Source organism: Methylobacterium durans, assembly GCF_003173715.1.
Taxonomy (GTDB): Bacteria; Pseudomonadota; Alphaproteobacteria; order Rhizobiales; family Beijerinckiaceae; genus Methylobacterium; species Methylobacterium durans.
The window spans coordinates 913,296-938,727 of sequence record NZ_CP029550.1; the positions used below are offsets into that span (position 1 = coordinate 913,296).

Consider the following 25,432-nt stretch of genomic DNA (forward strand, 5'->3'; position numbering starts at 1 on the left):
GCAGATCCCGGTGTTCCAAAGAGGGCGCCGTCTCCGATCGCGACCGTCGGAGACGGCGCCACGCCCCTCCCCTCAGAGACGGTAGATGGCCCGCAGGGTTCCCGTCGTCGGATCGTCTCCGAAACGCGACCCGCGCTGCAACGCCTGATCGTAGTTGGCGAACAGGTCGGCGGACCGGTCCTTGAAGTTGCCGAGGCGCTTTAGTCGTTCGACGTATCGCGGGAGGCTGAGCAGGTTGCGGACCTGATCGTCCTCGCCGAAGCCCTCGCGCACGAAGTGGGTGGCCTGCCCGACGTTCGAGATGCGATAGCGCCGCAGCGCGTCGGCGGGCACGCCCATGGCCTCGGCGAGATCGTAGGTCTCCGGCAGGCGTTCGATGTGCCAGACCGGAGCGTAGCGCATCCACGACACGTTCATGTTCACGACGATCTGATTTGAGCCGATCCAGTAGCCCGGCCGGTCGAGCATCTGTTCCAAGACGTGCTTCGTCGTCGGGATGCAGCTCGCCATGTCCGAGAAGGGCGGCGCGGACGTGTACTGCGAGTAGGCGGCGAGAGCCTGATCCCTGCGGAAGACGCAGGCGTAAATCGCCGTGAAGAAGTTCTCGTTGTTGGCGGCAAACTCGCGAATCTCGTCGTGGAATGCGGCGGGCGTCTCCGTCGCGATCGGGGTCGCGGATTCGAGCAGGCCGTCGACGTCCGAAAGGTCCGAGGGCCGGTCGAAGTAGGTGTAGGCGTAGTTGATATAGACGAGCTCGCTGCGCGGATGCGCCTCGATCGCGTTCAGGATCAGCGCCGTCGTGCCGAGCTTGACCAGATCGTCGTCCCCGAGAATCCAGACGAAATCGCCCGCGGCGAGCTGCGCGGTGACCGCGAGGTTGCCCAGCATGCCGACATTCTCGGCGTTCCGGACCGATTTGATATCGTAGGCGGCCGCCAGTTCCTGCATCACCTGCGGCGTGTGATCGGTCGATGCGTTGTCGACGACCAGGAACTCGACCTGATCGCGGTGCGCACTCAGATCCTGCGCCAGCAGCGGCAGCGTCTTGCTGAGCCAATCGGCTCGATTGTAGGTCGACACGCAGACCGAGAGGCGTACCGGGTTTCGCGCGAGCGGCGGACGCTCGATGTCCGGAGCGACTGCGGCGAGCTCGCGCAATCGAAGCGGGTACATCTCCCGAAAAATACGGCAGAATCGGTCCACCAAGCCGGACCCGTCCTCGTCCGCCTCCAGAAGCACGGAGCGCCCACGGACGAGAGCGATCGGATGGTCTGTTGCGCACAGCGTCGCGAAGAACCGCGCGTAATCCTCTGGGTGCTCGAAGACGAACATCGCCGCTTCGCCGATCAGACGTTCGAGGCGGCGGCTCGACGCTTCGCACGCCGCCACGGCTGCCCCGTCCATCAGTACGGCGACGCGTTGGCCGGGCCGCGACGGCATGCTTTCTTCCTCCGACGAGAGGCTCGCCAGCACCCATTGTCGGTTCGGATCGGCTCCGAAATGAATCGGGCTCGAAACGAGACGGCGATCCATGTCCAGGGCTTCCTCGCGCAGCGCGTCTAGGAGCGGCGACTGGATGCCCCGGCCGACTTGCACAGCAAGGCCTCGCAGCGTGCACGCCTCGCGCTGCAGCGCCGCCCCGTCTCCATCCGCCAGATGGATCTGAGGCAAGTGCCGGCCGGCATCGACCGAGGCCGAACCTCCGGCGAGGGCGTCCCGCCAACGATCCCGCAGATCCGCGCTCGACGCTTGGACGACGTCCGCCAGGAACGCCCAGGGACCGGTACGGCCGTCCGCCTCGGTGAGCGTCAGGAGCGAGCGGATCTGATGGCGGCGGGCGTACTGGAAAAGGGCGGGACGCTCCCGCTCGGGCACCTCGAACAGTGCCGTGTCCGCGACCGTCAGCCACGCCTCGTTGAGGGTAGTGCGAAACTCCGGGACGAGATGAAGCAACCTGGAGTTGCCGTCGGCGTCCATCACCTCCAGAGCGAGGGTTCGGCTGTTCCACGACACGGGGATCCCCGTGGCCGATCTCGTCGTCCCATCGAACGCGTCAGCAGGAAGCGTGCGCGGCTCCGCCACGGGTTCCAAGCGGAAATCTCGCCGGAGCCAGGAGCGCGCCCGCCCCGTGCGCGGATAGGGAATGCCGGGCGGGCAGAGCGGCTCGTCGGCGGCCAGCGAGGCAGTGCTCGGCACCCCCTGCGAACGTCGACTCAGAGGCTTTGAAGCAAGATCGCGATCCGCGCACGCTCCGACGATCATGTTCGCCAAGCGCGTACTAAGCCTGTCCCATGTGTGGTGCGACAGCCATTTCTGCTGGTCGTCGTAGAACTGATTCAGCGCCTGACGATCTTCGATTAGGGGAAGGATCGCCGCAGCGATAGCTTCCGAAGTTTCGTTAGCTGTTCGGTGAGTGAAGCCCCGGATATCATTGAAGATCGGCTCAGGGGTCGTCAGCACCGGGCGACCGGTGCCGAGCGCAATGCGAACCGCAGCGCTGGCCGACTCGCCAGTCGACCGATAGACGAAGGTGAGCAGGTCGGCAGAGCTGAGGAGCGTCGAAGCCTCGTCGACGGTAAGGAAGTCGGTGACGAGAACGACCGCGGTCGACAGGCCCAAGCGGTCGATCAGAGCTCTCAGATCATCACCCACGCGCTCGCTACGCTCGTCCAAGGTGGCACAAGCTAGAAGCAGGCGTACTCCGGTCTGGTCCGCGTCGTGGAGGAGCTTCACAGCCTCGATAAGTTCGGCGAGCCCCTTGTGGGGTAGCAGGAACCCAAAGCTGGCCATCCAGAACGTACCGTCCTGCAAACGCGCAGCGATCTCCTCGCGATTGCGTTCCGATAGCGTGGCGCCCCCCACAGCAGCGAGGCTGCGCGCCATGGCCCGCCGCGCCAGCAATGCATCGGCCCGGCCATAGCCGTCATCGTGCCGCACATGAATGCCGAGCGGGAACAGCGCAACATTCTCGATTAGACCCAGGCGCTTCAGCCGCGTGAGATCCGCGGGTGTGTGGACGAGGATGCGTTCCAACTGTCTGAGATGAAGCACGCCGCGTGCGACCCGGTCGCGGTCGATATGGTCGAGGAACGCGGTCGCGTGCAGTTCCAGAATAACCGGCGATCGTCGCTGCAACTCTGCGAGCCGTCCTGCCGAAGAGCCAAGGATATCGAACAGCGAGGCTTGATGCTGGACAAGGATTGCGTCGAAACTGCCAGCTTCAACAAAATCGAGCGCGCGTGACAGATCTTCCGTCGGTGAGATCGAATACAGCGGAAGGATGTTGTCAGAAGCAGCGGCGCGCGAGTCAGTGACATAGATGATCTCGAAAGCACCGCCACTAAAATTTGTCAACAAATCCTTAGTGTACTCTGCAATGCCGCAATGACTTGCCCAACTCGAGATCAGGGCGAGCCGCAGCGGCGCAGCCGTTACGTTCCGGTTTCGAAGCAGGTCTCGGATGTATGAGTCCACGCACCGTGCACTAGCCGATCGATTATAGATCGAGCGCACGAGCTCCTTCCCATTCTGAATGGTCGTCCGGATATCTTGACCACCAACGGACCCCTCGAGGCCGGGAAGGCAGCTGGCCTGCCCTTGCTGCCAGGCGCTGAGAAACTCGCGCATCATACGGCGTAGGTCGCGCGCGTTGGGGTCGACCCATAGCGAACCAACCTCTCGAAAATGACTTTCCGCCGGAGCGAAATCGTAGTCGAGGCACCAACCGGTCTGCGCGGTCAGGAAATCCGTGTGGGCGCCGTAACCGGTGGCGATCACGGGACGGCCGCTCAGCATCGCCTCTGCGGCGGGGAGGTTGAAGCCCTCGCCGCGCGTCGGCAGGACCACGACATCGCTCGCCCTGTACAGATCGGCGAGTTCCCGTTCGGTCAAAAAGCTCTCGTCCACCTCGACCGGCGCCGCATCGGGATGCGTTTCCCGGAAGTGTGCGATCTGATCGGCGACATCGTTGTGGATGTTGGCGAAGGTCTTGATCAGCAGTTCGACCGGCTCGTCGTGCGTGAACTCGGCGAAATAGGCCGCCAACAGAACGTCGACCCCTTTCCGCGGGAAGGCCGACGAAACGTGGAGGAAGCGCATACGCTGCCGCGCGGGCGCCGCTGACGCCCCGATCGCGGGCGCGTCCTGCGGGGGCTCCGCCGACGACTCCTGGTAGGCGCTGCCGACGCCGAGCGGGACAACCCGGATCGGCAACTTGCAGCCGGAATCGCGCAGCACCTTCCGGACGAAGTTGCTGGCCACGATCAGCGCGTCGAAATTCTCGTTCAGATGCGCGATGTGCTCGTGCGGAACGAGCGACTCCTCCCAGAAGAACATCGCGACGCGCAGCCGCGCCTCGCGCTCGTCCTTGATGAGGGGATAGTGTTGGCACAAAGAGACGTGCTCGGCGTCGTCGGGCGGCGTATCGCTCCACGGCTGCAGCATGCCCTCGATGCGGCGTGTCTCGGGGGATTCGAAGGCGATGGAGGGCGCCTCGATCTTCGCCCCATGGACATGATTGACGCGGATCGCAGCCCCGAGGTCGGACAGCCCGAGGGCCAGATCGCGGTTGACGCCCGACAAGCTGTAATGCCCGTCGATATGCCCGACGATCCGGATGGAGAGCGGCTCCCGCGCAGCCTCGGCCCCGGCCGGGCTGCGCGGCGGACAGAGATCGAGCGCGCGAGGTCGCTGCGGCAGCCAAGCCCGATCGTCGGCGAGCCCGGTGTGGCTGTCCGCCGGATCCGTCTGAACCGTGTCCTGCGCGCCATTCCGCTTGCGGCGAAACCAGCGGTTGTGCAGGCCGAAGAACGAAAGCAGCGTCGCCGATCTGCGCAGGGAACCGCGCCTGAACTGGCCCTGCACTGTGGGCCCGGCCGCGCTCTCGAGCCTCCCGAGCAAGCGCGCCGGCCAGCCGAGGACCCAGATCTCGACTGCGGATGACGGTTCGCTCGCGAGCTTGGCCGGGTCGAGCGGGATGACGAAAGCGCAGTGGCCGTTGCGGCCGACTTCGTCGGCCTCCAAGTCCTTTCGCCAGCGGTCCGCCGCGAAATGCCCGTAGTACCTACCGCCAATGAGGACGATGACGCCAAGGTCGAGATCGCTCTGCGCGAGCGTGACCCAACCGTGCAGCGCGCCGTCGCGATATCCGTCGAAGTGCCCCGTCAGATTCTGCGGCTTCCGGAGATCGGTGACGTTCACGCTGAAAAATCCTCTCGGGTCGGGCGGACCATATCCAAATTGACCTGTACTGCCCGGCGACGGCCGGGCCGAGGGTCGTTCAGAGCGTCGGGGGTGCCGCGAGCGCCTTGTAGCGGCGTGCGAGCTCGGATCCCATGGAGCGGTCCCACAGATCGAGCGCGGCGATGACCCGTTTGGGCCGCTCCGTCAGAAAGTGATGGAGCACGGCGGCGGTCGCGATCGTCCGCGGCTCCAGTCTGCTGGTGCGCCAGAGGTCGTTGGCCTCGAACAGGACGGCCGAGGGGGTCGGGTCGAAGCCGCGCGCGGCGCCCGGATCGAGATGGATCGGCTCGGGACCGTGGCCTGCGCGAGGCGGGAGACGGCTGACGGCCGCCGCCCACCAGTCCTCGTAGCTGTTCCGGAACGTCGGCCGCGACGATCGCGCCCCGGCAAGCCGCCAGCTGTCGAGGAGCACGAGCGTCGTCCGGCTGGAATCGGATTGGGGGGTGAGGTCATCCGGAAGGAGGACGGCGATATCCTGCTCACCCGCAACGGTGCTGGATTCGATCCGGATCGCGGATGTCGCGGTCAGCCGCTCAAGAAGTCCTGCCGGCAGGAGAGCCTCCACCCCCTGGCGAAGGCCGATGGAAACCGGCTCGGCGACGATCTCGCTCAGCAGTTCGGACATGTGTGCGTCGATGCGGGCACGCGCGCGCCGCAATATCGCGAAGGCGTCGCTCTTGCGCTGCAGCTCTGCGCGCTGCTGTCGCCGCGCTGTGACAGCGGCGGCCTCCGCCGATTGCGCGATCTCCGCTCGGACGACCGCGTCGCCCTTCTCGACGAGCCGCACCTCCCAATTTCGCAACTCGTCGTCGGAGGGCAGACGCTCCAACTTCTCAAGGTAGATGGCTTCGAGCGTTGCGCTCTGCTGAGACATCGGTGCCGTCACTCTTGCTCGTCACAAACGTGCGATCAGACCCTGCCAACATCGGTGCGGTCAGGACGCCTGCCTCGCGAGCCGGTCGCGCGCATCGGTTCGGCTCGATCTCGACAGGCGGTGCTCGACGATGCAATGTCTGCCACAACTCAGGGGGGTGTCTTAATGGCCTCGCCCCGCGCACCGCAAGTGCGCAACCGGAGAAGCACCACCGGCGGCTCCACGGTGCGCATGGGTGGGCCGACCCTCACGCCGCGGCCCGCGCATCCGCTCCTATCGCGGCCCTCGGCATCTCATACCGGCCCAAAGCGGGCCCCGTAGGCGTCGGCGATCAGCCGGTTCCATGCCTGCCCGGCGGTGCGGGGGCGTAGCGTTGCCGGAGCGGCGCGAGGACCGAGGGACCGGTCCGCGCGATCTCCGGAAGCGACCGATCGTCGACGCAGACGGACGGACGTACCTCGCGCAGGTTTCGGAACATGGATGAGCCGCTCACCGCGACGGTGCGCCCGGAGGCCAGGGCGTAATCGATGCAGCTCGAGATGCCGCGCCCGGAGACGTCGTCGTACAGGAAGGCATTGAGGTCGTTGCTCGCAAGGAACCCGAGCAATCCCTCCTCGTCAAAGAAGTCATGCGTGAATTCGACGCCGATGCCGGGCTTGGTCACCGCTTTCCGACAATCGGAGATGATGTTCGCCAGGGCTGAATCCTCGATCATGCCCGGCAGGTCGTGCGCTGGGATGTTGATCCGGATCCGCGCTGTATCGAATTGCGCGTTCACGACATGGCAGAGCCGGTCGAACCCCTTGCCGGCCGTCGCGAAGCCGAACGAGCCGACCGTGAAAATGGGGTTCTCGACCCGTACCGCTGCAGGACCATCCGGGATGAAGCGTGGGGCGGCGATCACCCGCGGATTTGTCGTCACCAGGGTCGGATCGGCGCAGATCAAGAAGTCGAACGGGGCCGGATCGATACCGTGTGCGCTGGCCTCGTTCCCCTCGTGCCAGATCGCGTAAGTCGCGACCGCGTCGCCGCAGAGCCGCTCCTCGGCCGCCCAGGCGAGAGTCGCGGGATGGTGGTTGAACAGCACAAGCCGCGGGCGCGCGGAACCGAGAAGCGCGGCGAATTCCTCACGTGAGCCGCTTTCACAGTAATGCCAGGTCAGGGTCGTACCGGTCGTAGCCAGCGCATCGAACAGACGCCGACCGAACTGGTAGACGCCGCAGCGTTCCCCGGAATGATTGACGAACAGGCAGTCGATCGATCGCTGGGCTCGCGGTTGTTCCGATCCGCAAGCCCAGCGCCGAATGCGTTCGATGTAGCGCGGCAGGCGCAACGTCACGTCGGACTCGGCCTCGATTGAACGCGTCGCGGATGGTCAGGCTCCGGACGTCTCCGGCTCCGATCGGATCAGTCATCTGGACTAGCCTAGCGGGCGCAAGTCGGTCAAATTTCCGATTCGTGGATTGCCGCACGTTTCGGTCAACAATCACGAAGGAAGACGGTGTGGCAGAGGATTTTTTCTGATGCGTCGTGGTGAGCTCTCCAGATCCGATAGCTGGGCCAGGGCGGTCCGATCGCCGGTTAGATGGGCCGCGAGGGCCATCAAGCGCCGGGCGCGGCGGTGGGTGGCGGGCGATCTCGTCCGCGCCACGTACGGTGCGCTCCTCGGCCGCGTGCCGGACCCGCACGGCCTCGCCCACGGCCGGCAGATTCTTGCGGGCGAGGCGGGCCTGCAGGGGCTCATCGCCGAGCTTCTCGACAGCCAGGAGTTCCGCGACCGTGCCGAGGCCGAGCGGCGCGAAGCCGAGGCGCCCGAGAGCGTGACGCGCCTGTTCCGCCTGCTCCTCCAGCGCGAGCCCGAGCCGCAGGCCCTCGCCCATTTCGCCGATCTCGCCACGCGCGCCTCGCCCGAGGCCGTGCTCGCGGAGCTGATCGAGAGCCCCGAATTCCTCGGGCGCGTGCTCCTCCTGCACCATGCGAACGTGGTTGCGGCGTCCTACCGCGCGCTCCTCGGCCGCGTGCCGGACCCGCACGGCCTCGCCCACGGCCGGCAGATTCTTGCGGGCGAGGCGGGCCTGCAGGGGCTCATCGCCGAGCTTCTCGACAGCCAGGAGTTCCGCGACCGTGCCGAGGCCGAGCGGCGCGAAGCCGAGGCGCCCGAGAGCGTGACGCGCCTGTTCCGCCTGCTCCTCCAGCGCGAGCCCGAGCCGCAGGCCCTCGCCCATTTCGCCGATCTCGCCACGCGCGCCTCGCCCGAGGCCGTGCTCGCGGAGCTGATCGAGAGCCCCGAATTCCTCGGGCGCGTGCTCCTCCTGCACCATGCGAACGTGGTCGCGGCGTCCTACCGCGCGCTCCTCGGCCGCGTGCCGGACCCGCACGGCCTCGCCCACGGCCGGCAGATTCTTGCGGGCGAGGCGGGCCTGCAGGGGCTCATCGCCGAGCTTCTCGACAGCCAGGAGTTCCGCGACCGTGCCGAGGCCGAGCGGCGCGAAGCCGAGGCGCCCGAGAGCGTGACGCGCCTGTTCCGCCTGCTCCTCCAGCGCGAGCCCGAGCCGCAGGCCCTCGCCCATTTCGCCGATCTCGCCACGCGCGCCTCGCCCGAGGCCGTGCTCGCGGAGCTGATCGAGAGCCCCGAATTCCTCGGGCGCGTGCGCGACCGCCTCCCCGCGTGGGGACAGCCCGCGGACAGCGGCCCTCCGCCCGTTCTGCGCGACCTGGCGGAAGTCGTGTCCATGATCCAGGATTTCGTGTCCGCGCGTCTCTTTGCCTCCGGATCTCGGCTGCAGCTCGGCGGTCCGGTGGCGCCGAGCACCGAGCCCGCCGCCCTCAAGGCTGCCGCGCGCGCGCTCCTGATGTCGGCCACCCTCTGCCCGAGTCTGGACGGATCCGTCAGATGAGCGAGGTGCCGCCTTTTCCGGCATCGCGCCCCACGCCCGCCCGGATCCTGGTCGACGCGCGCGCGCTTCAAGAGCCTGCCTCGCAGGCGAGCCTGTCGGCCCTGCACGGGCGCATCGTTCTGTCGGCGCTCGGGGCGCATGGCTGGCAAGGACCGGCGCCGCGTATGGTCGCGCTCGTCGACGCGTCTCTGCCTCCCCTCGCCGGCGACAGCGCCTCGGTGTTCGACGAGACGTCGCCGATGCCGCAGCAGGTCGCCGGCGACGGTGCCTGGCTCATTGCCCTGTCACCGATGATCCATGATCCGCTCTGGCTGCAGAGCCTGATCCGGGACGCCCGGATTCGCACGATCGCGCTGTGCACCGATGTCTCAATCCTCTCGGACCCGGAGCGTCTTCACGATCAGGTCGCGCGCGCGCGCACCCTCGCCGCCGTCGCGTGGCTGGCAGCCTACGATTGCGTCGCGACGCTGTCCTCCGACGCCAAGGCGCTGCTGGCGCAGGCTCTCGGCCCCCGGGTCCCGCCGCGTTCGCCGCTGGGACGGCGCCGCGGGCAACGTTTATCGCCGAACCCGGGCGCGCGCCGCGGCCCCGCTCAGATCGCGGCGGCATCTTGGCTCTCGGTGCCGGCGACCCGCTCGGTTGCATCGAGACGCTTCTGCGGGCGCACGCACGGGCGACCGCGCTTCATTCGCCGCCCGTACCGCTGATCTTCCGGGAGAAGCTCACCTGGGGGCGGCGGGCAGATCTGCGCACTACCTACGCGCGGGCCGGTGGGCAGCCGCTCAACCTCGTCTTCCACGCCGCCGAGCCGACGCGCGAGGACCTCGACGCCGCCATTCTCACGGTTCCCTGCGGGAGTGGAGACCGGTCTCTTCTCGAGACGCTGGAAAGCGCGGCCTCAGGAACTCCCGTCATCACGCCGGATTATCCGACTCTCCGAGAGGTGATCGGTCCGGACGCGCACCGGTTCGCGCCGGACCGGCCCGACGCGCTTCAGGCCCTCCTCGAGCGGGCGGTACAGGAACGCGATTCCTGGGAAAGGCTGCGGGACGCGCAGAGCGAGATGGTGCAGCCATTCACCGCGGACGCCCTCGCGCATCGCGTCGTGGAGGGCATCATCGGCGCGACGCGCGCACCGCTCTCCGCTTCTTCCCGCATCGGTTTCGCGCGCCCGCAGATCGCCGTGCTGACGCCGCTGCCACCGTCCCGATCCGGCGTGGCCGATTATTCGGCGGCGACCCTGGCCGCTCTCGCAGACCACGCCGATGTTCACGTCTTCACCGATACGGTCTCGCCCCGGACGAGCCGAGCCTACCGGTCCGTCAGCCCGGTCAGCCAAACCTACGTGATGCGGGGTCAGTTCGACGCCGTGATCTCCGTCCTCGGCAATTCCAGCTATCACCTCTCAATCTACCGGTATCTCCTGGAGCGCGGGGGCGCCGCCATCGCGCACGATGCGCGCATGCTCCATTTCTACCTCGGCTGTCTCGGTCTAGAGCGAACCCTGCAGGTGGCGCGCGCCGAGGGAGAGGGCGGTGCGGACGCGGCGGCTGTCGCGACCTGGATGCAGAACCAGGACGCGCTGCCCATCCTGTTCCTCTCCGAGATCGCCGCTGCCGCCGATCCGCTGTTCGTGCATTCGCGCCTGACGGCGGATCTCATCGGGCGGCACTATCGCGCCACGCCCTTCGTGCTGCCCTTCGCCCAGTACCGGAAGACGCCCGCGCCGGAGAAGCGGCGCCGCGCGGCAGATGCGCCCGTCGCGCTGGTGACTTTCGGCTACGTTAGTGACGACAAGGCGCCCGATCGGATCATCGCGGCGGTCGAGATGCTGCGCCGCTGGGGGATCGGCGCGCACCTGACCTTCTGCGGCTACGCCGAGCCGGCGCTCCGCGACAGGATGAGATCGCTCGCAGCGGATCTCGGCGTCGGCGATGCCGTAGAGGTCTCGGACACATTCGTGAGCGAGGACGCCTACCGGCTGAGATTGGAGGAGGCCGACATCGGCATCCAGTTGCGCACCTACAAGATGGGCGGCCTGTCCGGCGCGTTGAGTGATTGCATCTCCGCGGCCTTGCCCACGGTCGCGAACGCGCACCTCGCGCAGGCCATGGAGGCGCCGGGCTTCGTCCGTGCCATTCCGGACACGAACACGCCCGTCGACATCGCCGAGGCCGTGCTCGGGATCCTCCAGGCCGGCGATCACACGCACCGCCCGCTCCAAGCGGCGCGCGCCTACGCGGCCGACCATAGCTGCGACCGCTACGCGCGCCTCCTGCTCCAGGAACTCGGCTTCGATGTCGAGCGCCGGGACGCCGTCTCCTTCGTCGCGTAAACATCGGCGGTCCGGCCGCGGCCGGATTCCCAATAGGGCCAGCGCGGTGACGGGGCGCGGACGCGCCCTCGAACCGGCCCTCTCAGGTTGACGATCCAGTTCAACCTGTAGCTATACAGGGCCCGAAACCAGTACGGCGCGAGCCCCACAGGAGGCCTGTTAATGCGCGGATCCTACAAACGTATCGAGTCATGTCGCGTCAGCGGGTCGCCCAACCTGATCCCGGTTCTTCACCTCGGTCAGCAGGAGCTGACAGGCGTCTTCCCCGCGCCGGGAGAGGCCGTAACGGAAGGGCCCCTCGAACTGGTCTGGTGCCCGGATAGCGGGCTGCTGCAGCTCGCGCACACCTACGACGCGTCCGAGATGTACGGCGACAATTACGGCTATCGGTCCGGCCTCAACGCGTCGATGGTCAAGCATCTCACCCAAAAGATCGATTTTCTCGAGAAATTCGTCGATCTGAAATCCGGCGACACGGTGCTCGACATCGGCTCGAACGACGCGACCTCCCTCAGGGCGTACCAGATCTCGGGTGTGCGGCGCATCGGCATCGACCCGACGGGGGCGAAGTTCCGCCAGTACTATCCGGACGATGTCCAGCTCGTCTCGGACTTCTTCTCCGCGGCGAACTTCCGGAAGGCCAGCGACCGTCAGGCCAAGATCGTCACGTCGATCGCGATGTTCTACGATCTCGACGACCCGATCGCCTTCGCCCGCGACATCGCTTCGGTTCTCGCGCCCGACGGCGTCTGGCATTTCGAGCAGAGCTACATGCCGGCGATGCTCCGCACCGTGTCCTACGACACGATCTGCCACGAGCACCTCGAATACTACTCGCTGGGCGTCGTGCAGAAGATCCTCGATGCGGCGCAGCTCAAAGTGCTCGACGTGCAGATGAACGGCGTCAACGGCGGCAGCTTCGCCGTGACCGCTGCACCGCTGACCTCCCCGCACAAGGCGAACGACGCCGTGATCGAGTGGCTGCTCGGTCAGGAAGACCGCATGGGTCTCAACACTGTGCGGCCGTTCCGGGAGTTCGAGGACCGCGTGTTCCGGCACAAGGCCGACCTGACCCGACTGTTGCGGGCGCTCGCCGCGGACGGCAAGAAGGTCCTCGGCTACGGGGCCTCGACGAAGGGTAACGTCACCCTGCAATTCTGCGGCATCACGGAGAAGGAAGTCTCGGCCATCGCGGAAGTGAACGCCGAGAAATTCGGGCGTGTCACCCCCGTACGCACATCCCGATCATCTCGGAGGCAGAGGCGCGGGCCATGAAGCCCGACTACTTCCTGGTCCTGCCCTGGCACTTCAAGGAAGGTATTTTGCAGCGCGAGCAGGAGTTCCGCGCCCAGGGCGGGAAGTTCATCTTCCCCTTCCCCGAGATCGAGATCATCTGACGGAGCCTCGACCCCGTGCGGGGAGCCGCGCACGGGGTCGGAGCCGCGCTCAGCTCAGGAACCAGCCTTGCTCGACCTGCGCGAGGTGGACGCTGTGGGCCTCTGCGCTGTCGGCTAGCAGGACCGCGAGATCTGCGCGCGATGTACCGCCATTGAGCTGGGTGGTCCAGTAAGTCAGCCCGTCCGTCTCTGCGTGGCGGCCGAGCGCGTTCATGTAGAGCGCGTCGACGTAATCCGAATTCGCCATCGAGCCGTACTTCGCCTGGTTCTCCGGAGTGCCGAGGAACGCCTGAGCGAGGCTGCTCAATGAGCCGCCGTGGTCGAGCTGGGACTCCCAGTACTTGAGGCCGCTCGCATCCGGCGCACGGTTGAGCATGGTGTAGTACAGGCGCGCAACGTCCGCAGCCTGCTTGTCCGGCACGAAGAGTCCGGTGTCAAACACCGATTTCAAGCTGCTCAGGTGCTCGTCGGAGAAGACGAAACCGCTCGCGACATCGACGCGGGCAGCGCCGCCGTTGAGCTGGCCGGTCCAGTAATTGAGGCCGTCCGCATCCGCTGGGCGGCCGAGAGTCGACTGGTAGAGCTGCTGGACGAAATCGGAGTTTCCGAGCGCTCCGGCGCGCGCCTGACCTTCCTGAGAGCTGAGCAGGAGATCGCCGAGCGTCCGCGCCGAGGCGCCATGCTCAAGCTGGTCCGCCCAGTATTCCAGGCCGAGCGTGTCCGGCGCGCGCCCGAGAAGCCCGGAATAGAGGGCGTAGACCTGGCCGCCCAAGCTGTGGACATCATGCGTCGCGTCGCCGAATAGGCCGTAATAGCCGTTCGGTGCGACACTGTACTTGAACAGGTTGTAGTCGAACGGGAGGAAGGTGGCGTTGTTGACGTCGACCTTCAGGTCGAGGCCGGAGGCGGCGCCGCCGAGAGCGCTCACCGGAACGGCGATCTCCAAGGTCAGGTTGTTCGCGCCGTAGACGAAAGTCACCGGCGTGATCGTGGGGTTCTGCCCGGCACCGTGATAGGTGTAGAGCAGCGGCGTCCCGTCGGGCTCGACGTTGATGTAGTATTCCGCGCCCGTGCCGGCTCCCGAATAGGCTTCGGCTCCGGTGCTCTCGTTGCGATCGGTGTTCAGCCACAGGGTGGTGTTCACGCCGATGGCGATCGGGGACTGGATGGCAAAGACGTACTGGTCGTTCTCCAGCGTGGCGTAGAGGGCGTAATTGGAGACGCCGGTGCGGGCATCGTCGAGCCGCTCAGCCAACGTCCAATCGTTCAGGGTCCCGTCAACGGCATGTGCCATAAAGCTCACTCCCAGCGCTCGTGGGCCTTTTGAAAGACCGCAATGAAGTCCCCGCGACGCGCCCTGTGCAATTGCGCGAGGCTAATCCACGACCGGAGAGTATTGGGTTCCGAATGTCAGCTGTTAGGAATAATTAGGGCTAAGATCGAGTAATTTCGGATTATGCAGATCGTATTAACATATCTCATACCGGATATATTTCACTCGTGTTGGGCGATTTGAGATATATTGCGATGAAATACAGCAGAATACTCCGCGTTTGAGCAAAGATACAGGTCGACAGTGGCGCCCGCAGAAGGCGGCACGCAGCAGAATGCCGCTCGCTGCGAGAGCATGGTTCCCCTGCGACCGGCGGCGCCCCGCCTAGATGTTTGATCCCAGGGTTTGATGGTGCAGTTTTCTCACGAGAGTGGAAGGACGCGCTATGGGCCAGGTTCAGCACGGGAGCGCCACGACGACAGCGGCAGTCCGTCGAGCGATACAGCATAGTCAAGCGAGCCTGAGGGCGTTGGCGGCCCGTTACGGCGTCAACCCGAAGACCGTCGCGAAGTGGAAGAAGCGGTCCTCGGTGGCTGACCGGAAGACGGGGCCAACGGAACACCGGTCTACGGTGCTGACGGCCGAGAACGAGGCGGTGATCGTCGCCTTTCGCCGGCACACCCTGCTGCCACTCGACGACTGCCTCTACGCCCTGCAGCCGACGATCCCGCACCTTACACGCTCAAGCCTGCACCGGTGCCTGCAGCGCCATGGCATCTCGCGGCTCCCCGAAGTGGATGGCGACAAGCCGCTACGTGCAAAATTCAAGCGCTACCCGCTCGGCTACTTCCACATCGATATCGCCGAGGTGCACACCAAAGAAGGCCGACTCTACCTGCTTGTGGCGATCGACCGGACCTCCAAGTTCGCCTTCGCCGAGTTGCACGAGAAGGCCACGCGCCGGGTCGCCGGCAACTTCCTGCGGGCCCTTGCTGCCGCCGTTCCCTACAAGATCCACACGGTGCTCACCGACAACGGCACGCATTTCACCGAGCCGTCCGGGAACACTTGGACGCCGGAAGAGATCAGAGCGATGCGCGCCGAGAAGGTGCTGTTCCGCTGCCACTCCTTTGAGGGCGCCTGCGCCGACCTCAACATCGAGCACCGTCTCACGAAGCCGCGCCATCCCTGGACGAATGGTCAAGTTGAGCGGATGAACCGCACGATCAAGGACGCCACCGTCAAGCGCTTCTACTACGACAGCCACAGTCAGCTTCGGCAGCACCTCGCCGACTTCGTGGCCGCCTATAACTTCGCCCGCCGCCTCAAGACGCTACGCGGCCTCACGCCCTACGAAGCTATCTGCAAAGCTTGGACGGAGGAGCCCTCTAGGTTCACCCAGAACCCGCACCACCAAATCCCGGGACCAAACACCTAGACAAAGCGTGCCGCCGCGTCCTGTTCAGGCGGCGAGATGCCAACCCTGCTCGATATGCGCGGCGTGATAGGCGAACGCCTCCGCGCTGTCGGTGATCGCGACGGCGACGTCGGCGTGTGACGCGCCGTGCTTCAGCACGTCCGTCCAGAACTGAAAGCCGCTCGCCTCCGCGTGGCGCCCCAGGGCTCCGACGTAGAGGTGATCGACGAATTCGCTCGCATCGAGGGCGCCGAAGCGGGAGCCGAACTCGAGAGAGTCGAGCATCACCTTCGCCACCCCGCTCTTGGAGAGGCCCGTTTCGCTGGCGATGGTGAACGAGCGGAGCCCGTCCGCGTCGGGCGCCCGCCCGAGGGTCGCGTAGTAGAGCCGGGCGACGTCGGCGGCGGCCTTGTTAGGCACGAACAGGCCGCCCGCGAAGGCGGGGCCGAGCACCGTCTGCGCCTCGGCGGAGGTGGCGACCCCCGCGGCAATGTCGGCAGGGGTCGCCCCGTGCTCCAGCGCGTCCATGAAGAACTGCAGCCCGGTCGCGTCGGCGCCGCGGTGTAGGACGTTGTGATAGAGATCCTCGATGAACCCCGGGGCACCGCTCGTCGCGGCCAGCGCATGATACTCGCTCGAGGCGAGCAGCGCCTTGGCAAGGCCCGCGGACGAGAGCCCCTTCTCGAGCGCGTCGGCCCAGTACTCGAGACCGAGCGTGTCGGGCGCCCGCCCGAGCACCGCCTGATAGATCGCGTAGACTTGGCCGCCTGCCTCGTGGACCGAACCGGCGAAGGTCCCGAACAGCAGCGCGCTCGTGTCTTGGGCGGGCTCGGAGGGAGAATGCCCGTCGAACGGGGTCGCGACGGTTCCGTCGCCCAGCACGGCCGTCCCAATCGGGATCGGGAACGGGCCGACCTTCGAGAGGTTCGCGGAGACGGCCGCGGACAGATGCTCTCCGGTATAGGCGCGGACGGTGTCCAGGATGGCATTCGCGTCGGTGCCCGCGGCGCGAAGGTCGCGCGCGGTCTCGCCCTGGGCCGTCCGGCTGATCGCACCGATCGCCGTGAGATAGGCGAGCGGATCGGATGTCTCGAAGGTGGTCGCTGCGACGAGCGCGTTGCTCGCGGCGGCGACGGCCGCGAAGCCGGACGCCCGCAGGTCGGCGGCCCCCGCATCGCGCGCGAGTTCCAGGAGCGCCTCGTAGCGCGTCGTCCAGTCGGCATCGCCACGATCGAGGATCCGCGCGAGCAAGGCCGGATCCGCGGTGAGCACCGCGTAGACGTCGGCCGTCGCGCCCGCCTGATGAAGAAGCGTAATGGTGTCGCGCAGGATCGCGTCCGCCGCGTAGACCGACGCCACCGAGGCCTGCCCGAGTTGGACCCCGGCCACGGCATCGAGCCGCATCACGTCGGCGTCCACGGAAATGCCTGCCGCCGTGCGCAGGACCGCCTGAGCGGCGGCGAGGTCGCCGCCCTTCGCGACGGCGATCCGGTCGAGGAGGGTCGTGAGCGCGCTGATCACAAGGGAGCCCGCGGGCGCGGCGAGGGAGCCGTCTGTGCCGAGGCCCATCGCGGTGTCGAAGCCGCCGGTCAGGATCAGCCGTCCGGCACCGGGCGCCGGGAAGTCGAAATGGCCCGCCGCAGCCGTCGTGGCGGACACCTCGTTGGCATCGTGGATGCCGTTGCCGTTCGCATCGGCGAAGACGAAGGCGTCGCGCAGCGTCCCGTACTCGGCCAGGCCCCAGCTTGTGCCCGCGCGCGTCTCGACGACAGCGGACGCGCCGTGGACGTCCGCGATCAAGGCGAACGGGGAAAGGTTGTCGAGCTCAGAGGGCGTCACAGCCATGCTCCACGCGAGACCATCAGGCGGGACCGGGGCGCGAACGATCGAGGCCGACAAGCGGGTGCGCTCGCGGCCGGCCTCGTCCGGTCCATGCCCAGATATGCGTCGGCGGATGTCCGCGTCTCGTCTTCCGCCGCGCCATTCCCTTTTAACAGTCCGTTAAAATCGGAGCCAGGAATGGATCCGCACGGCGGGCGGGCAAGCTTCGTTAAGGTAAATTTCAAGCGCGGCGGCTTGGATTCCTGGGGACAACAGCACCTCCGGCGCGGCGCCGTTCGGCGCCGTACGCCTTCGGGATCACTCCCACTCGATCGTGCCGGGCGGCTTCGAGGTGATGTCGTAGGTGACGCGGTTGATGCCCTTCACCTCGTTGATGATCCGCGTCGCCACCCGGCCGAGGAACGCCATGTCGAAGGGATAAAAGTCCGCGGTCATGCCGTCGACGGAGGTGACGGCGCGCAGGGCGCAGACGTGGTCGTAGGTGCGCCCATCGCCCATCACACCGACCGTCTTGACGGGCAGGATCACCGCGAAGGCCTGCCAGATCGTGTCGTAGAGGCCCGCCTTGCGGATCTCCTCGAGGTAGATCGCGTCGGCCCTCCGGAGCGCGTCGAGCTTCTCGGCGGTGATCGTGCCAGGACAGCGGATCGCGAGGCCGGGTCCCGGGAACGGATGCCGGCCGACGAAGGCGTCGGGCAGGCCGAGTTCGCGGCCGAGCACCCGCACCTCGTCCTTGAACAGCTCACGCAGGGGCTCCACGAGCTTCATGTTCATGCGCTCGGGCAGACCGCCGACGTTGTGGTGGCTCTTGATCGTGACGCTGGGGCCGCCCGTGAACGAGACGCTCTCGATAACATCCGGGTAGAGAGTACCCTGAGCGAGGAAGGCCGCACCGCCGATCTTCTTCGATTCCGCCTCGAACACGTCGATGAAGAGCCGGCCGATCGTCTTGCGCTTCACCTCCGGGTCGCTGACGCCCTCGAGCGCGCCGAGGAAGGTGTCCTGCGCTTCCACATGGACGAGCGGAATGTTGTAGTGATCGCGGAAGAGGCCCACGACCTCCTCGGCCTCGCCCGCGCGCAGCAGCCCGTGGTCGACGAACACGCAGGTGAGCTGCTCGCCGATCGCCTCGTGGATGAGGACCGCGGCCACGGCCGAATCGACCCCACCGGACAGGCCGCAGATCACGCGCTCCTTTCGGACCTGCGCCCGGATCTTCTCGATCGCTTCTTCGCGGTAGGCGCCCATGGTCCAGTCGCCGGAGCAGCCCGCGATGTCGCGCACGAAATTGCGGATGAGTAGCGCTCCGTGCGGCGTATGGGCCACTTCGGGGTGGAACTGCACCGCGTAGAACCTGCGCGCCTCGTCCGCCACCGCGGCGAAGGGCGCGTTCTTCGAGATCGCGACGGTCGTGAACCCGTCCGGCAGCTTGGTGACCCGGTCGCCGTGGCTCATCCAGACGGGGTAATGCTCGCCGGCGTGCCAGACGCCGTTGAAGAGCGCACACTCGGCCAGGATCTCGATCTCGGCCCGGCCGAACTCGGCATGGTGCCCGCCCTCGACCTCGCCGCCGAGCTGGGCCGCCATGGTCTGCTGGCCGTAGCAGATGCCGAACACCGGCACCCCGGACTCGAACACCATCTGCGGCGCCCGGGGGAGGCCTCGGTCGTCACCGATTCCGGACCGCCCGAGAGGATGACCCCCTTCGGCTTCGTCTCGGCAAAGGCCTCGGCGGCTTTCGTGAAGGGCACGATCTCGCAGTAGACGCCCTCCTCGCGCACGCGGCGGGCGATGAGCTGCGTCACCTGGCTGCCGAAATCGACGATGAGGATCTTGTCGTGGTCGGTGGTCGTCATGGCCTGCAGTTAGACGAGCGCCCGCGCCCGTGCAACGCGCGCGTCCGCAGGGCTGGGAAGCACGTGGTCGAAGGCTGGGGATCGGGCTCGCGGCAGCGCCTGTTCGGAACAGGACCGCACCGTTAAGAGGATGTTCACGCCCAGGCGGCGAAACGGGCCGCCCCGTCCACACGCTCAGGAGCCTCACGTCATGAGAGCAACGATCCTCGGACTCGCCGCCATCGCGCTCGCCGGCATCACCCCCGCGGCCGCTCTGTCGGTCGCGGGCGGTCCGCTCGTCGCGCCGGCCAGCGGCATCGAGCAGGCGCGCGTGGTCTCGCGCACCGTGATCCGCGGTCCGCGCTGCAAGACGGTCGTGGTCAAGCGCCGCGGCCCCTACGGCCGCATGGTGGTGGAGCGCCGCCGCCGCTGCTTCTAAGACCGTTCCACGATCTGCGAATGGCCCCGCTCCGGGGCCATTCGTCGTTTCAGGACCGCACCAGGGTCGCGACGTAGAACCCGTCGGTGCCGGTCAGCGCCGGGCTCATCTGCAGCCCGTGCTCCGTGAGACGCACGGACCCCACAACAGACGGCAGACAGGTTTCCGCCACGCTCCGCGCCGGCACCACCGCGAAGGCGCCCCCGCTTCGCGCCAGCAGGTCGGCGATCGCGCCGTCGTTCTCTTCCGGCAGGATCGAACACGTGATGTAGGTGATGCGTCCGCCTGGACGGACGAGGCGGCCCGCGCGGTCGAGAACGGCCGCCTGTTCGGTCAGCCGGGTCGCGAGACTGCCCGGACGCAGGCGCCACTTCGCGTCCGGATTGCGGCGCCACGTGCCGGTGCCGGTGCAGGGCGCATCGACGACGACGCGATCGACCGTGCCGTCGAGATCGTCGAGCACGTCGGCGCGGGCGCGTCCGGTGCGCGGCGTGCGCACCTCGGCCTCGGCGCCGGCCCGGCGCAGGCGCTCGTGGATCGGCGCGAGGCGGCGCGGGTCGCCGTCCGTTGCGACGAGGCGGCCGCGATTGCCCATCTCGGCCGCGAGGGCCAGCGTCTTGCCCCCTCCCCCGGCGCAGAGATCGACCACCGTCTCGCCGGGTCGCGCGCCGGCGAGCAGGCTCGCGATCTGCGAGCCCTCGTCCTGAATCTCGTACCACCCCTCGAGAAATTCCGGCTCGACATGAAGCGCGGGGCCGCGCCCGTCGGCGCCGATCGGAATGCGGAGCCCGTGGGGGGCGTGCGGCGTCGGCTCGGCGGCGAGATGGCCGAGAGGGACGAGGGCGTCGGCGCGGCTCCGCTTCAACGTATTGATGCGGATGTCGAGCGGTGCCCGGCGGCCGAGGGCGCGAAGCTCCGGCAGCAGCGCCTCACCGAGCGCGGCCTGGAGCGAAGGCAGCACCCATTCGGGCGCGTCGCCCGCGATCGCCGGCGGCGCCTCGGCGAGGCTGCCGATCTCTACCCGCTCGCGCTCCGCCGCGGTGAGTGGCGTCGGCGCGAAGCGCTCGCCGCTGAAGAGGCCGGCGATGGTCGGCGCGGCGAGGCCCTGCTGCAGGCGCAGCGAGCCGATGAGCACCGCGCGCGGGCTGTCATCGTCCATGATCCAGGCGGCGGACGCGCGCCGGCGCAACGCGTCGTAGACGAGGCTCGCGATCGCCGCGCGATCACCCGAGCCGGCGAAGCGATGGGCGAGACCCCAATCCTTGAGGGCATCGGCGGCCGGCCGGCGGCGCCCGGCGATATCGGCCAGGATCTCGATGGCGGCGGAGCAGCGGGCGGCGGGGGTCAGGTCGAACTCTCCTTCAGAAACGATTCACGCTGTCGCGATGCGGCCACGCTTCGCGCCCAGGCGGGCCACATTACGGCCGAGCTTCCGGCGCGATCCCGCGTCAGAACGCGAGGGCGTGCCCTTCGTCAACGCCGGAGCCATCAAGTCAGCCATGTCGCCCGTCATCCATCTCGCCGTCGCAGGTCTCCTGGCTCTCGCGGTCGCCGCCTGCTCGACGGCACCGGCCGCTCCCGACCTGACGCCGCCGCCGCGCCGACCTGTCGACGCCAAGACTCAGCTCGAATACGGAAACCCGCCTCCCCCGCCGCCCGGTCCACGTTACTGAGGCGCGCTCAGCTCGCCTCGCGGGTGCGCCGCCCCTCGTAGGTCTTCAGGTGGGTGTAAGCCCGCTCGAGATGCGGGCGGGCGGCGTCCAGGTCGGCGGTCCGGCCCCGTTCGATCAGGTCGCCCACGATGTGGTCGGCCTCGATCCGGCCACCGCCCTCGATGTCGCGCAGCATCGAGGCGGTGACAGGCGAGCCCTCCTGCGTGAGCATGGAGCGCGCCTGGGCCGCAACCTTGGCCCGCGGCTCGAAGCCGGCGGCCGCAGCGACCGCGACGCATTCCGCGTAGAGCCCTTCGACGAAGTCTCGCCCGCGCGGCGCGCCGACGATGTCTCCGATGCTGCCGCGCATCAGGCAGGTGCTGCCGGCCAGCGTCGCGAGAAAGACCCACTTCTCCCACATCTCGAGCAGGATCGCCGCGCTGAGCTTCGGCTGGAAGCGCGCGCCCTGCATCAGCGCGTCGATCGCCTCGACGCGCGCCGAGCGCGTACCGTCGCGCTCGCCGTAGGTCAGCGTGCAGAACTCGCTCATGTGCCGGATCTCGCCCGCACCGCCCAGCGTCGCCACGATCGAGCAGGAGCCGCCGAGAATCCTCTCGGAGCCGAAGCGCGCATCGAGCGCGTCGAGGTGGCGCAGGCCGTTGAGGATCGGCAGCACGTTCGTGTCCGGTCCGACAGCGGGCGCGACGTCGCGGATCGCGCCTTCAAGATCGTAGGCCTTGCAGGAGAGCAGCACGAGGTCGAAGCGGCCCCCCTTCCCCGCAGCTAACGCGTCGGCCGTGATCGCGGCGGGCGCGGGGATGTGCGCGTCGCCGAGTGGGCTCCGCACGGACAGGCCCTCGGCCCGGAGCTTCTCCGCCCGAGCCGGGCGCACGAGGAACGTGACGTCGCGCCCCGCCTCGGCAAGACGTGCCCCGTAATAGCCGCCGGTCGCCCCCGCTCCCACCACGAGCACCCGCATCGTTCCACTCCCGCTCTCAGACCCTCAAGGCGGCCTTCCATGCGCGCGACGAGACGCGGATGCAACGGAGCGTCAGGGCCCGAGCGGCGCGAAGAGGATGCGCCAGGCGAAGATGAGCCACATCGCGCCGAGGACGACGACGCCCGCCATGTAGGCCCGGAAGCGGCTCGGCACGTGGTTCGCGGTGATGAAGACGTAGGCGTGCACGCAGCGCGACAGCACGAAGATCCAGGCCAGCACGACGAAGATGAGGTCGGCCTTGCGGGTGTAGAGCGCCAGCGGCACGAGGGCGAGGAACAGGACCGGGATCTCGAACTGGTTCGAGAAGGCGTTGGCAGCGGCCTGCACCTTCGGCGGCCAGGCGCGCTCGCCCAGCGCGATGTCGCCGATCCGCACGCGCCCCGCCCCGATCTCGGCGAAGCGCCGCCGCCCCATCACGCCGATGAGGATGAAGACGAGCAGCACCTGCACGAAGACGGGCGCGAGAATGGCTTGGACGGTCATGCGGAAGTCCGTGGGCGCCCACGATCGGGCGCCGTCTCACCTGAGCGGAAACGGGATCGTCGTCAGCCTCAGGTGCGGCTCGGGTAGTTCGGGCTCTCGCGGGTGATGGTCACGTCGTGGACGTGGCTCTCGCGCAGGCCCGCATTGGTGATGCGGATGAACTGCGCCCGCTCCTGGAACTCCGGCACCGTCGCGGCGCCCACGTAGCCCATGGCGGCGCGCAGGCCGCCCACGAGCTGGTGCAGCACCGCGGCGACCGGGCCCTTGTAGGGCACCTGACCCTCGATACCCTCGGGCACGAGCTTGTGGGTCTCGCTGACTTCGGCCTGGAAGTAGCGGTCGGCCGAGCCGCGGGCCATGGCGCCCACCGATCCCATGCCGCGATAGCTCTTGTAGGAGCGGCCCTGGTAGAGGAACACCTCGCCCGGCGCCTCGTCGGTGCCCGCGAGCAGCGAGCCGAGCATGGCGACCGAGGCGCCCGCCGCGATCGCCTTGGCGAGATCGCCCGAGTACTTGATGCCGCCGTCGGCGATCACCGGCACGTCGGCCTCGTGCGCGGCCTCGACCGCCTCCATGAGGGCGGTGAGCTGCGGCACGCCGACGCCGGCCACGATGCGCGTCGTGCAGATCGAGCCCGGGCCGATCCCGACCTTGATGGCGTCGGCGCCCGCGTCGATGAGCGCCTGCGCGCCCTCCTTCGTGGCGACGTTGCCGGCTACCACCTGGACCGCGTTCGAGAGCTGCTTCACCCGGCGCACGCTCTCCAGAACCTTGATCGAGTGGCCGTGCGCGGTGTCGACCACGATCACGTCGCAGCCGGCATCGATCAGCCGCTCCGCCCGCTCGAAGCCACCGTCGCCCGTCGTCGTCGCGGCGGCGACGCGCAGCCGGCCCTGCTCGTCCTTGACGGCGTTCGGGTAGGCGACGCGCTTCTCGATGTCCTTGACGGTGATCAGGCCGATGCAACGGTAATGATCGTCGACGACGAGGAGCTTCTCGATCCGGAACTGGTGCAGCAGACGCTTGGCCTCGTCCTGCGTCACGCCCTCGCGGACGGTGATGAGGCGGTCGCGCGTCATCAGCTCGGCAACCGGCTGGCCGGCATTCGTGGCGAAGCGCACGTCGCGGTTCGTCAGGATTCCGACGAGCTTGCCGCGCGAGCCGTTCGGTCCCCGCTCGACCACCGGGATACCGGAGATACGGTTCGCCTTCATCACCTCGAAGGCGTCGGCGAGCGTCTCGTCCGGGTGGATGGTGATGGGATTGAGCACCATGCCCGACTCGTACTTCTTGACGAGGCGGACCTGCTCGGCCTGCTCCGGCGGCTCCAGATTGCGGTGAATGACGCCGAGGCCGCCGTTCTGCGCCATGGCGATGGCCATCGGGGCCTCGGTCACGGTGTCCATCGCCGAGGCGAGGATCGGCAGGTTGAGCGAGATCGTGCGGGTGAGCCGAGTCGCGACGTTCACTTCGGTCGGCATCACCGAGGAGGCGGCGGGCCGCAGGAGAACGTCGTCGAACGTCAGGCCCTCGATGATGGACTCGGAGCTGATGCGGGCCATGTGCCAACTACCTCACGGGCATCGCGCCGGGCCGGATTCGGCAAAACGGCGTCACTGGGTTGGCACGGGCCAGTATCATGCGGGGCAAGCCCGCGCAAAGCGGGACGCACGCGGGGCAACAGGAAAACACTCAGCCCCGCCCTGCGCCGGCCGCATGGCAGCTGGCCGCGGCCCCGCCCTCAGTTCGAACGAGCGGCCGGTCCCTTGTCGGTCCAATCCGGCGGCAGGCCGATATAGTCGCCGATCATGCCGTCGATGCCGGGCGCCCGGCCGAAGGCCTCGCAATCCGGGTCGAGCGGCGCCTCGCCGAGCACGGTGATGCGGACGCGGTCGTAGGTCGGGAGCGTCAGCGCCGCCTTGAACGGGTCCTGGCCGGTGGCGAGGAAGAAACCGAAATCCTGCCCGAATTCGCCTGCGAGGTCGTAGATGTCGCTGGCCGGGGAGACGCGCGCCTGGTTCGTGAAGGAATTGGCTGCTCCACCCCAGACCATGGCGGCCCGCTGGTCGCGGCGCCGGTCGAGGGCCTCGGCCTCGACGGTCAGGCTGCCGAGCCCGATCGGAAGACGGGGGATCGGCACCCGGCCCACGGCGGTCGCGAAGCCGACACCGACCTGCGAGGCGATGGTCACGGCGGCCGAGGTCGCGATGGTGGCGCCGGCGGCCGGCACGTTCGTCAGCTCGGCGCGTGTCACGGCCGCGCGGATCGTCAGGTCGGCCTTGCGGGTCGAGACCACGTCGTAGCGCAGGGACAGCTCGTAGCAGAGGGCGCGATCGGCGGCGTTCGCGACGAGCTTGCGTTCCACCGGCGTGAGGCCAGGCGCCACGGCCTCGGAGAACTCGGTCGGGATGATGCGGACCGTGCGGGTCTGCGGCAGGGCCGCGGGATCGAGATAGATCTTGGCGCGGCTCGCCGTCTCCTCGCTCGAGACGAGCCGGTCGTAGCGGGTCAGCGATCCGGTCTCGTTCAGGAGCACCGTGCCGCAGGCGGCGAGCGCGGTGAGAATACCGATGCTGGCGGCGAGGCGGGGCAGAGAGCGGGGCGGTGTCAGCCGAAGAGGCATCCTGTCACTTTCGCGGCGAGATCTCGTGCGACGGCGACAGCCACGGCGCGTCCGGCCCGCGGCGCAGGGCGAGGGCCCGTCGCGCAGTGGAGGCTGGAGCGGCGGCGGCAGGCCGGCGTGTTGC

General features: G+C 67.9%; 16 protein-coding genes and 2 pseudogenes. 7 read left to right on the top strand and 11 right to left on the bottom strand.

Annotated elements, in window-relative coordinates; genetic code table 11:
- Positions 1–72 precede the first annotated feature (72 nt).
- From DK389_RS04285 to DK389_RS04295, 3 genes are all read right to left on the bottom strand, one after another.
- Positions 73–5,199: a glycosyltransferase gene (locus DK389_RS04285; RefSeq protein WP_109887587.1), complete on the bottom strand. Its 5,127-nt coding sequence runs from the start codon at positions 5,197–5,199 to the stop codon at positions 73–75.
- A gap of 79 nt (positions 5,200–5,278) precedes the next feature.
- Positions 5,279–6,115, bottom strand: a complete 837-nt coding sequence (locus DK389_RS04290; protein ID WP_109887589.1) for a hypothetical protein — start codon at positions 6,113–6,115, stop codon at positions 5,279–5,281.
- A gap of 331 nt (positions 6,116–6,446) precedes the next feature.
- Positions 6,447–7,454 carry a hypothetical protein gene (locus DK389_RS04295; RefSeq protein ID WP_109887591.1) on the bottom strand — a complete coding sequence of 336 codons (1,008 nt, stop codon included), beginning with the start codon at positions 7,452–7,454 and terminating at the stop codon, positions 6,447–6,449.
- Between the two features lie 286 nt (positions 7,455–7,740).
- Between DK389_RS04295 and DK389_RS04300 the strand changes: the two genes are divergently transcribed.
- The 4 genes and pseudogenes from DK389_RS04300 (at position 7,741) to DK389_RS04315 (ending at position 12,744) form a co-directional block, all read left to right on the top strand.
- Entirely contained in the window at positions 7,741–9,012 is a 1,272-nt protein-coding gene (locus tag DK389_RS04300) for a hypothetical protein (protein WP_109887593.1), read from the top strand.
- Positions 9,009–9,719 (top strand): hypothetical protein, encoded by a 711-nt coding sequence (locus DK389_RS04305; RefSeq protein ID WP_109887595.1) that lies wholly within the window; start codon positions 9,009–9,011, stop codon positions 9,717–9,719. Before DK389_RS04300 ends, DK389_RS04305 begins: the two co-directional genes overlap by 4 nt.
- The gene (locus tag DK389_RS04310; protein WP_109887597.1) at positions 9,623–11,347 is read left to right on the top strand and encodes a glycosyltransferase family protein; all 1,725 of its coding nucleotides are present in this window, start codon (positions 9,623–9,625) and stop codon (positions 11,345–11,347) included. Before DK389_RS04305 ends, DK389_RS04310 begins: the two co-directional genes overlap by 97 nt.
- A 162-nt stretch (positions 11,348–11,509) precedes the next feature.
- A pseudogene (locus DK389_RS04315) lies at positions 11,510–12,744 on the top strand (class I SAM-dependent methyltransferase).
- A 49-nt stretch (positions 12,745–12,793) separates the two neighbouring features.
- Here the strand turns inward: DK389_RS04315 and DK389_RS04320 are convergent.
- Positions 12,794–14,038 (bottom strand): DUF4214 domain-containing protein, encoded by a 1,245-nt coding sequence (locus DK389_RS04320; RefSeq protein WP_109887598.1) that lies wholly within the window; start codon positions 14,036–14,038, stop codon positions 12,794–12,796.
- Positions 14,039–14,462: 424 nt separating this feature from the next.
- Between DK389_RS04320 and DK389_RS04325 the strand changes: the two genes are divergently transcribed.
- Complete coding sequence (locus DK389_RS04325; protein ID WP_109887600.1) at positions 14,463–15,455, top strand: IS481 family transposase; 993 nt, start codon at positions 14,463–14,465, stop codon at positions 15,453–15,455.
- Between the two features lie 24 nt (positions 15,456–15,479).
- Here the strand turns inward: DK389_RS04325 and DK389_RS04330 are convergent, their stop codons facing one another.
- The gene (locus tag DK389_RS04330) at positions 15,480–17,273 is read right to left on the bottom strand and encodes a DUF4214 domain-containing protein (RefSeq protein ID WP_162560490.1); all 1,794 of its coding nucleotides are present in this window, start codon (positions 17,271–17,273) and stop codon (positions 15,480–15,482) included.
- 300 nt (positions 17,274–17,573) lie between these two features.
- Positions 17,574–19,057: pseudogene (guaA, locus tag DK389_RS04335) on the bottom strand (glutamine-hydrolyzing GMP synthase).
- 265 nt (positions 19,058–19,322) lie between these two features.
- Between guaA and DK389_RS04340 the strand changes: the two are divergent.
- A complete protein-coding gene (locus tag DK389_RS04340) occupies positions 19,323–19,550 on the top strand; it encodes a hypothetical protein (RefSeq protein ID WP_109887604.1) in 228 nt (75 codons plus the stop codon).
- A 49-nt stretch (positions 19,551–19,599) separates the two neighbouring features.
- Here DK389_RS04340 and DK389_RS04345 read toward each other — a convergent pair whose 3' ends face one another.
- On the bottom strand, positions 19,600–20,898 hold the full coding sequence (locus DK389_RS04345) for an RsmB/NOP family class I SAM-dependent RNA methyltransferase (protein ID WP_109887606.1): 1,299 nt from the start codon (positions 20,896–20,898) through the stop codon (positions 19,600–19,602).
- 151 nt (positions 20,899–21,049) lie between these two features.
- Between DK389_RS04345 and DK389_RS33335 the strand changes: the two genes are divergently transcribed.
- On the top strand, positions 21,050–21,223 hold the full coding sequence (locus tag DK389_RS33335; protein ID WP_194075158.1) for a hypothetical protein: 174 nt from the start codon (positions 21,050–21,052) through the stop codon (positions 21,221–21,223).
- Positions 21,224–21,230: 7 nt separating this feature from the next.
- Here DK389_RS33335 and panE read toward each other — a convergent pair whose 3' ends face one another.
- From panE to DK389_RS04370, 4 genes are all read right to left on the bottom strand, one after another.
- Complete coding sequence (gene panE, locus DK389_RS04355) at positions 21,231–22,181, bottom strand: 2-dehydropantoate 2-reductase (protein ID WP_109887609.1); 951 nt, start codon at positions 22,179–22,181, stop codon at positions 21,231–21,233.
- A 72-nt stretch (positions 22,182–22,253) separates the two neighbouring features.
- The gene (locus tag DK389_RS04360; RefSeq protein ID WP_109887611.1) at positions 22,254–22,685 is read right to left on the bottom strand and encodes an MAPEG family protein; all 432 of its coding nucleotides are present in this window, start codon (positions 22,683–22,685) and stop codon (positions 22,254–22,256) included.
- A gap of 68 nt (positions 22,686–22,753) precedes the next feature.
- Positions 22,754–24,247 carry an IMP dehydrogenase gene (gene guaB, locus DK389_RS04365; protein WP_109887612.1) on the bottom strand — a complete coding sequence of 498 codons (1,494 nt, stop codon included), beginning with the start codon at positions 24,245–24,247 and terminating at the stop codon, positions 22,754–22,756.
- A gap of 179 nt (positions 24,248–24,426) precedes the next feature.
- A complete protein-coding gene (locus DK389_RS04370; protein ID WP_109887614.1) occupies positions 24,427–25,308 on the bottom strand; it encodes a DUF3313 domain-containing protein in 882 nt (293 codons plus the stop codon).
- Positions 25,309–25,432 lie beyond the last annotated feature (124 nt).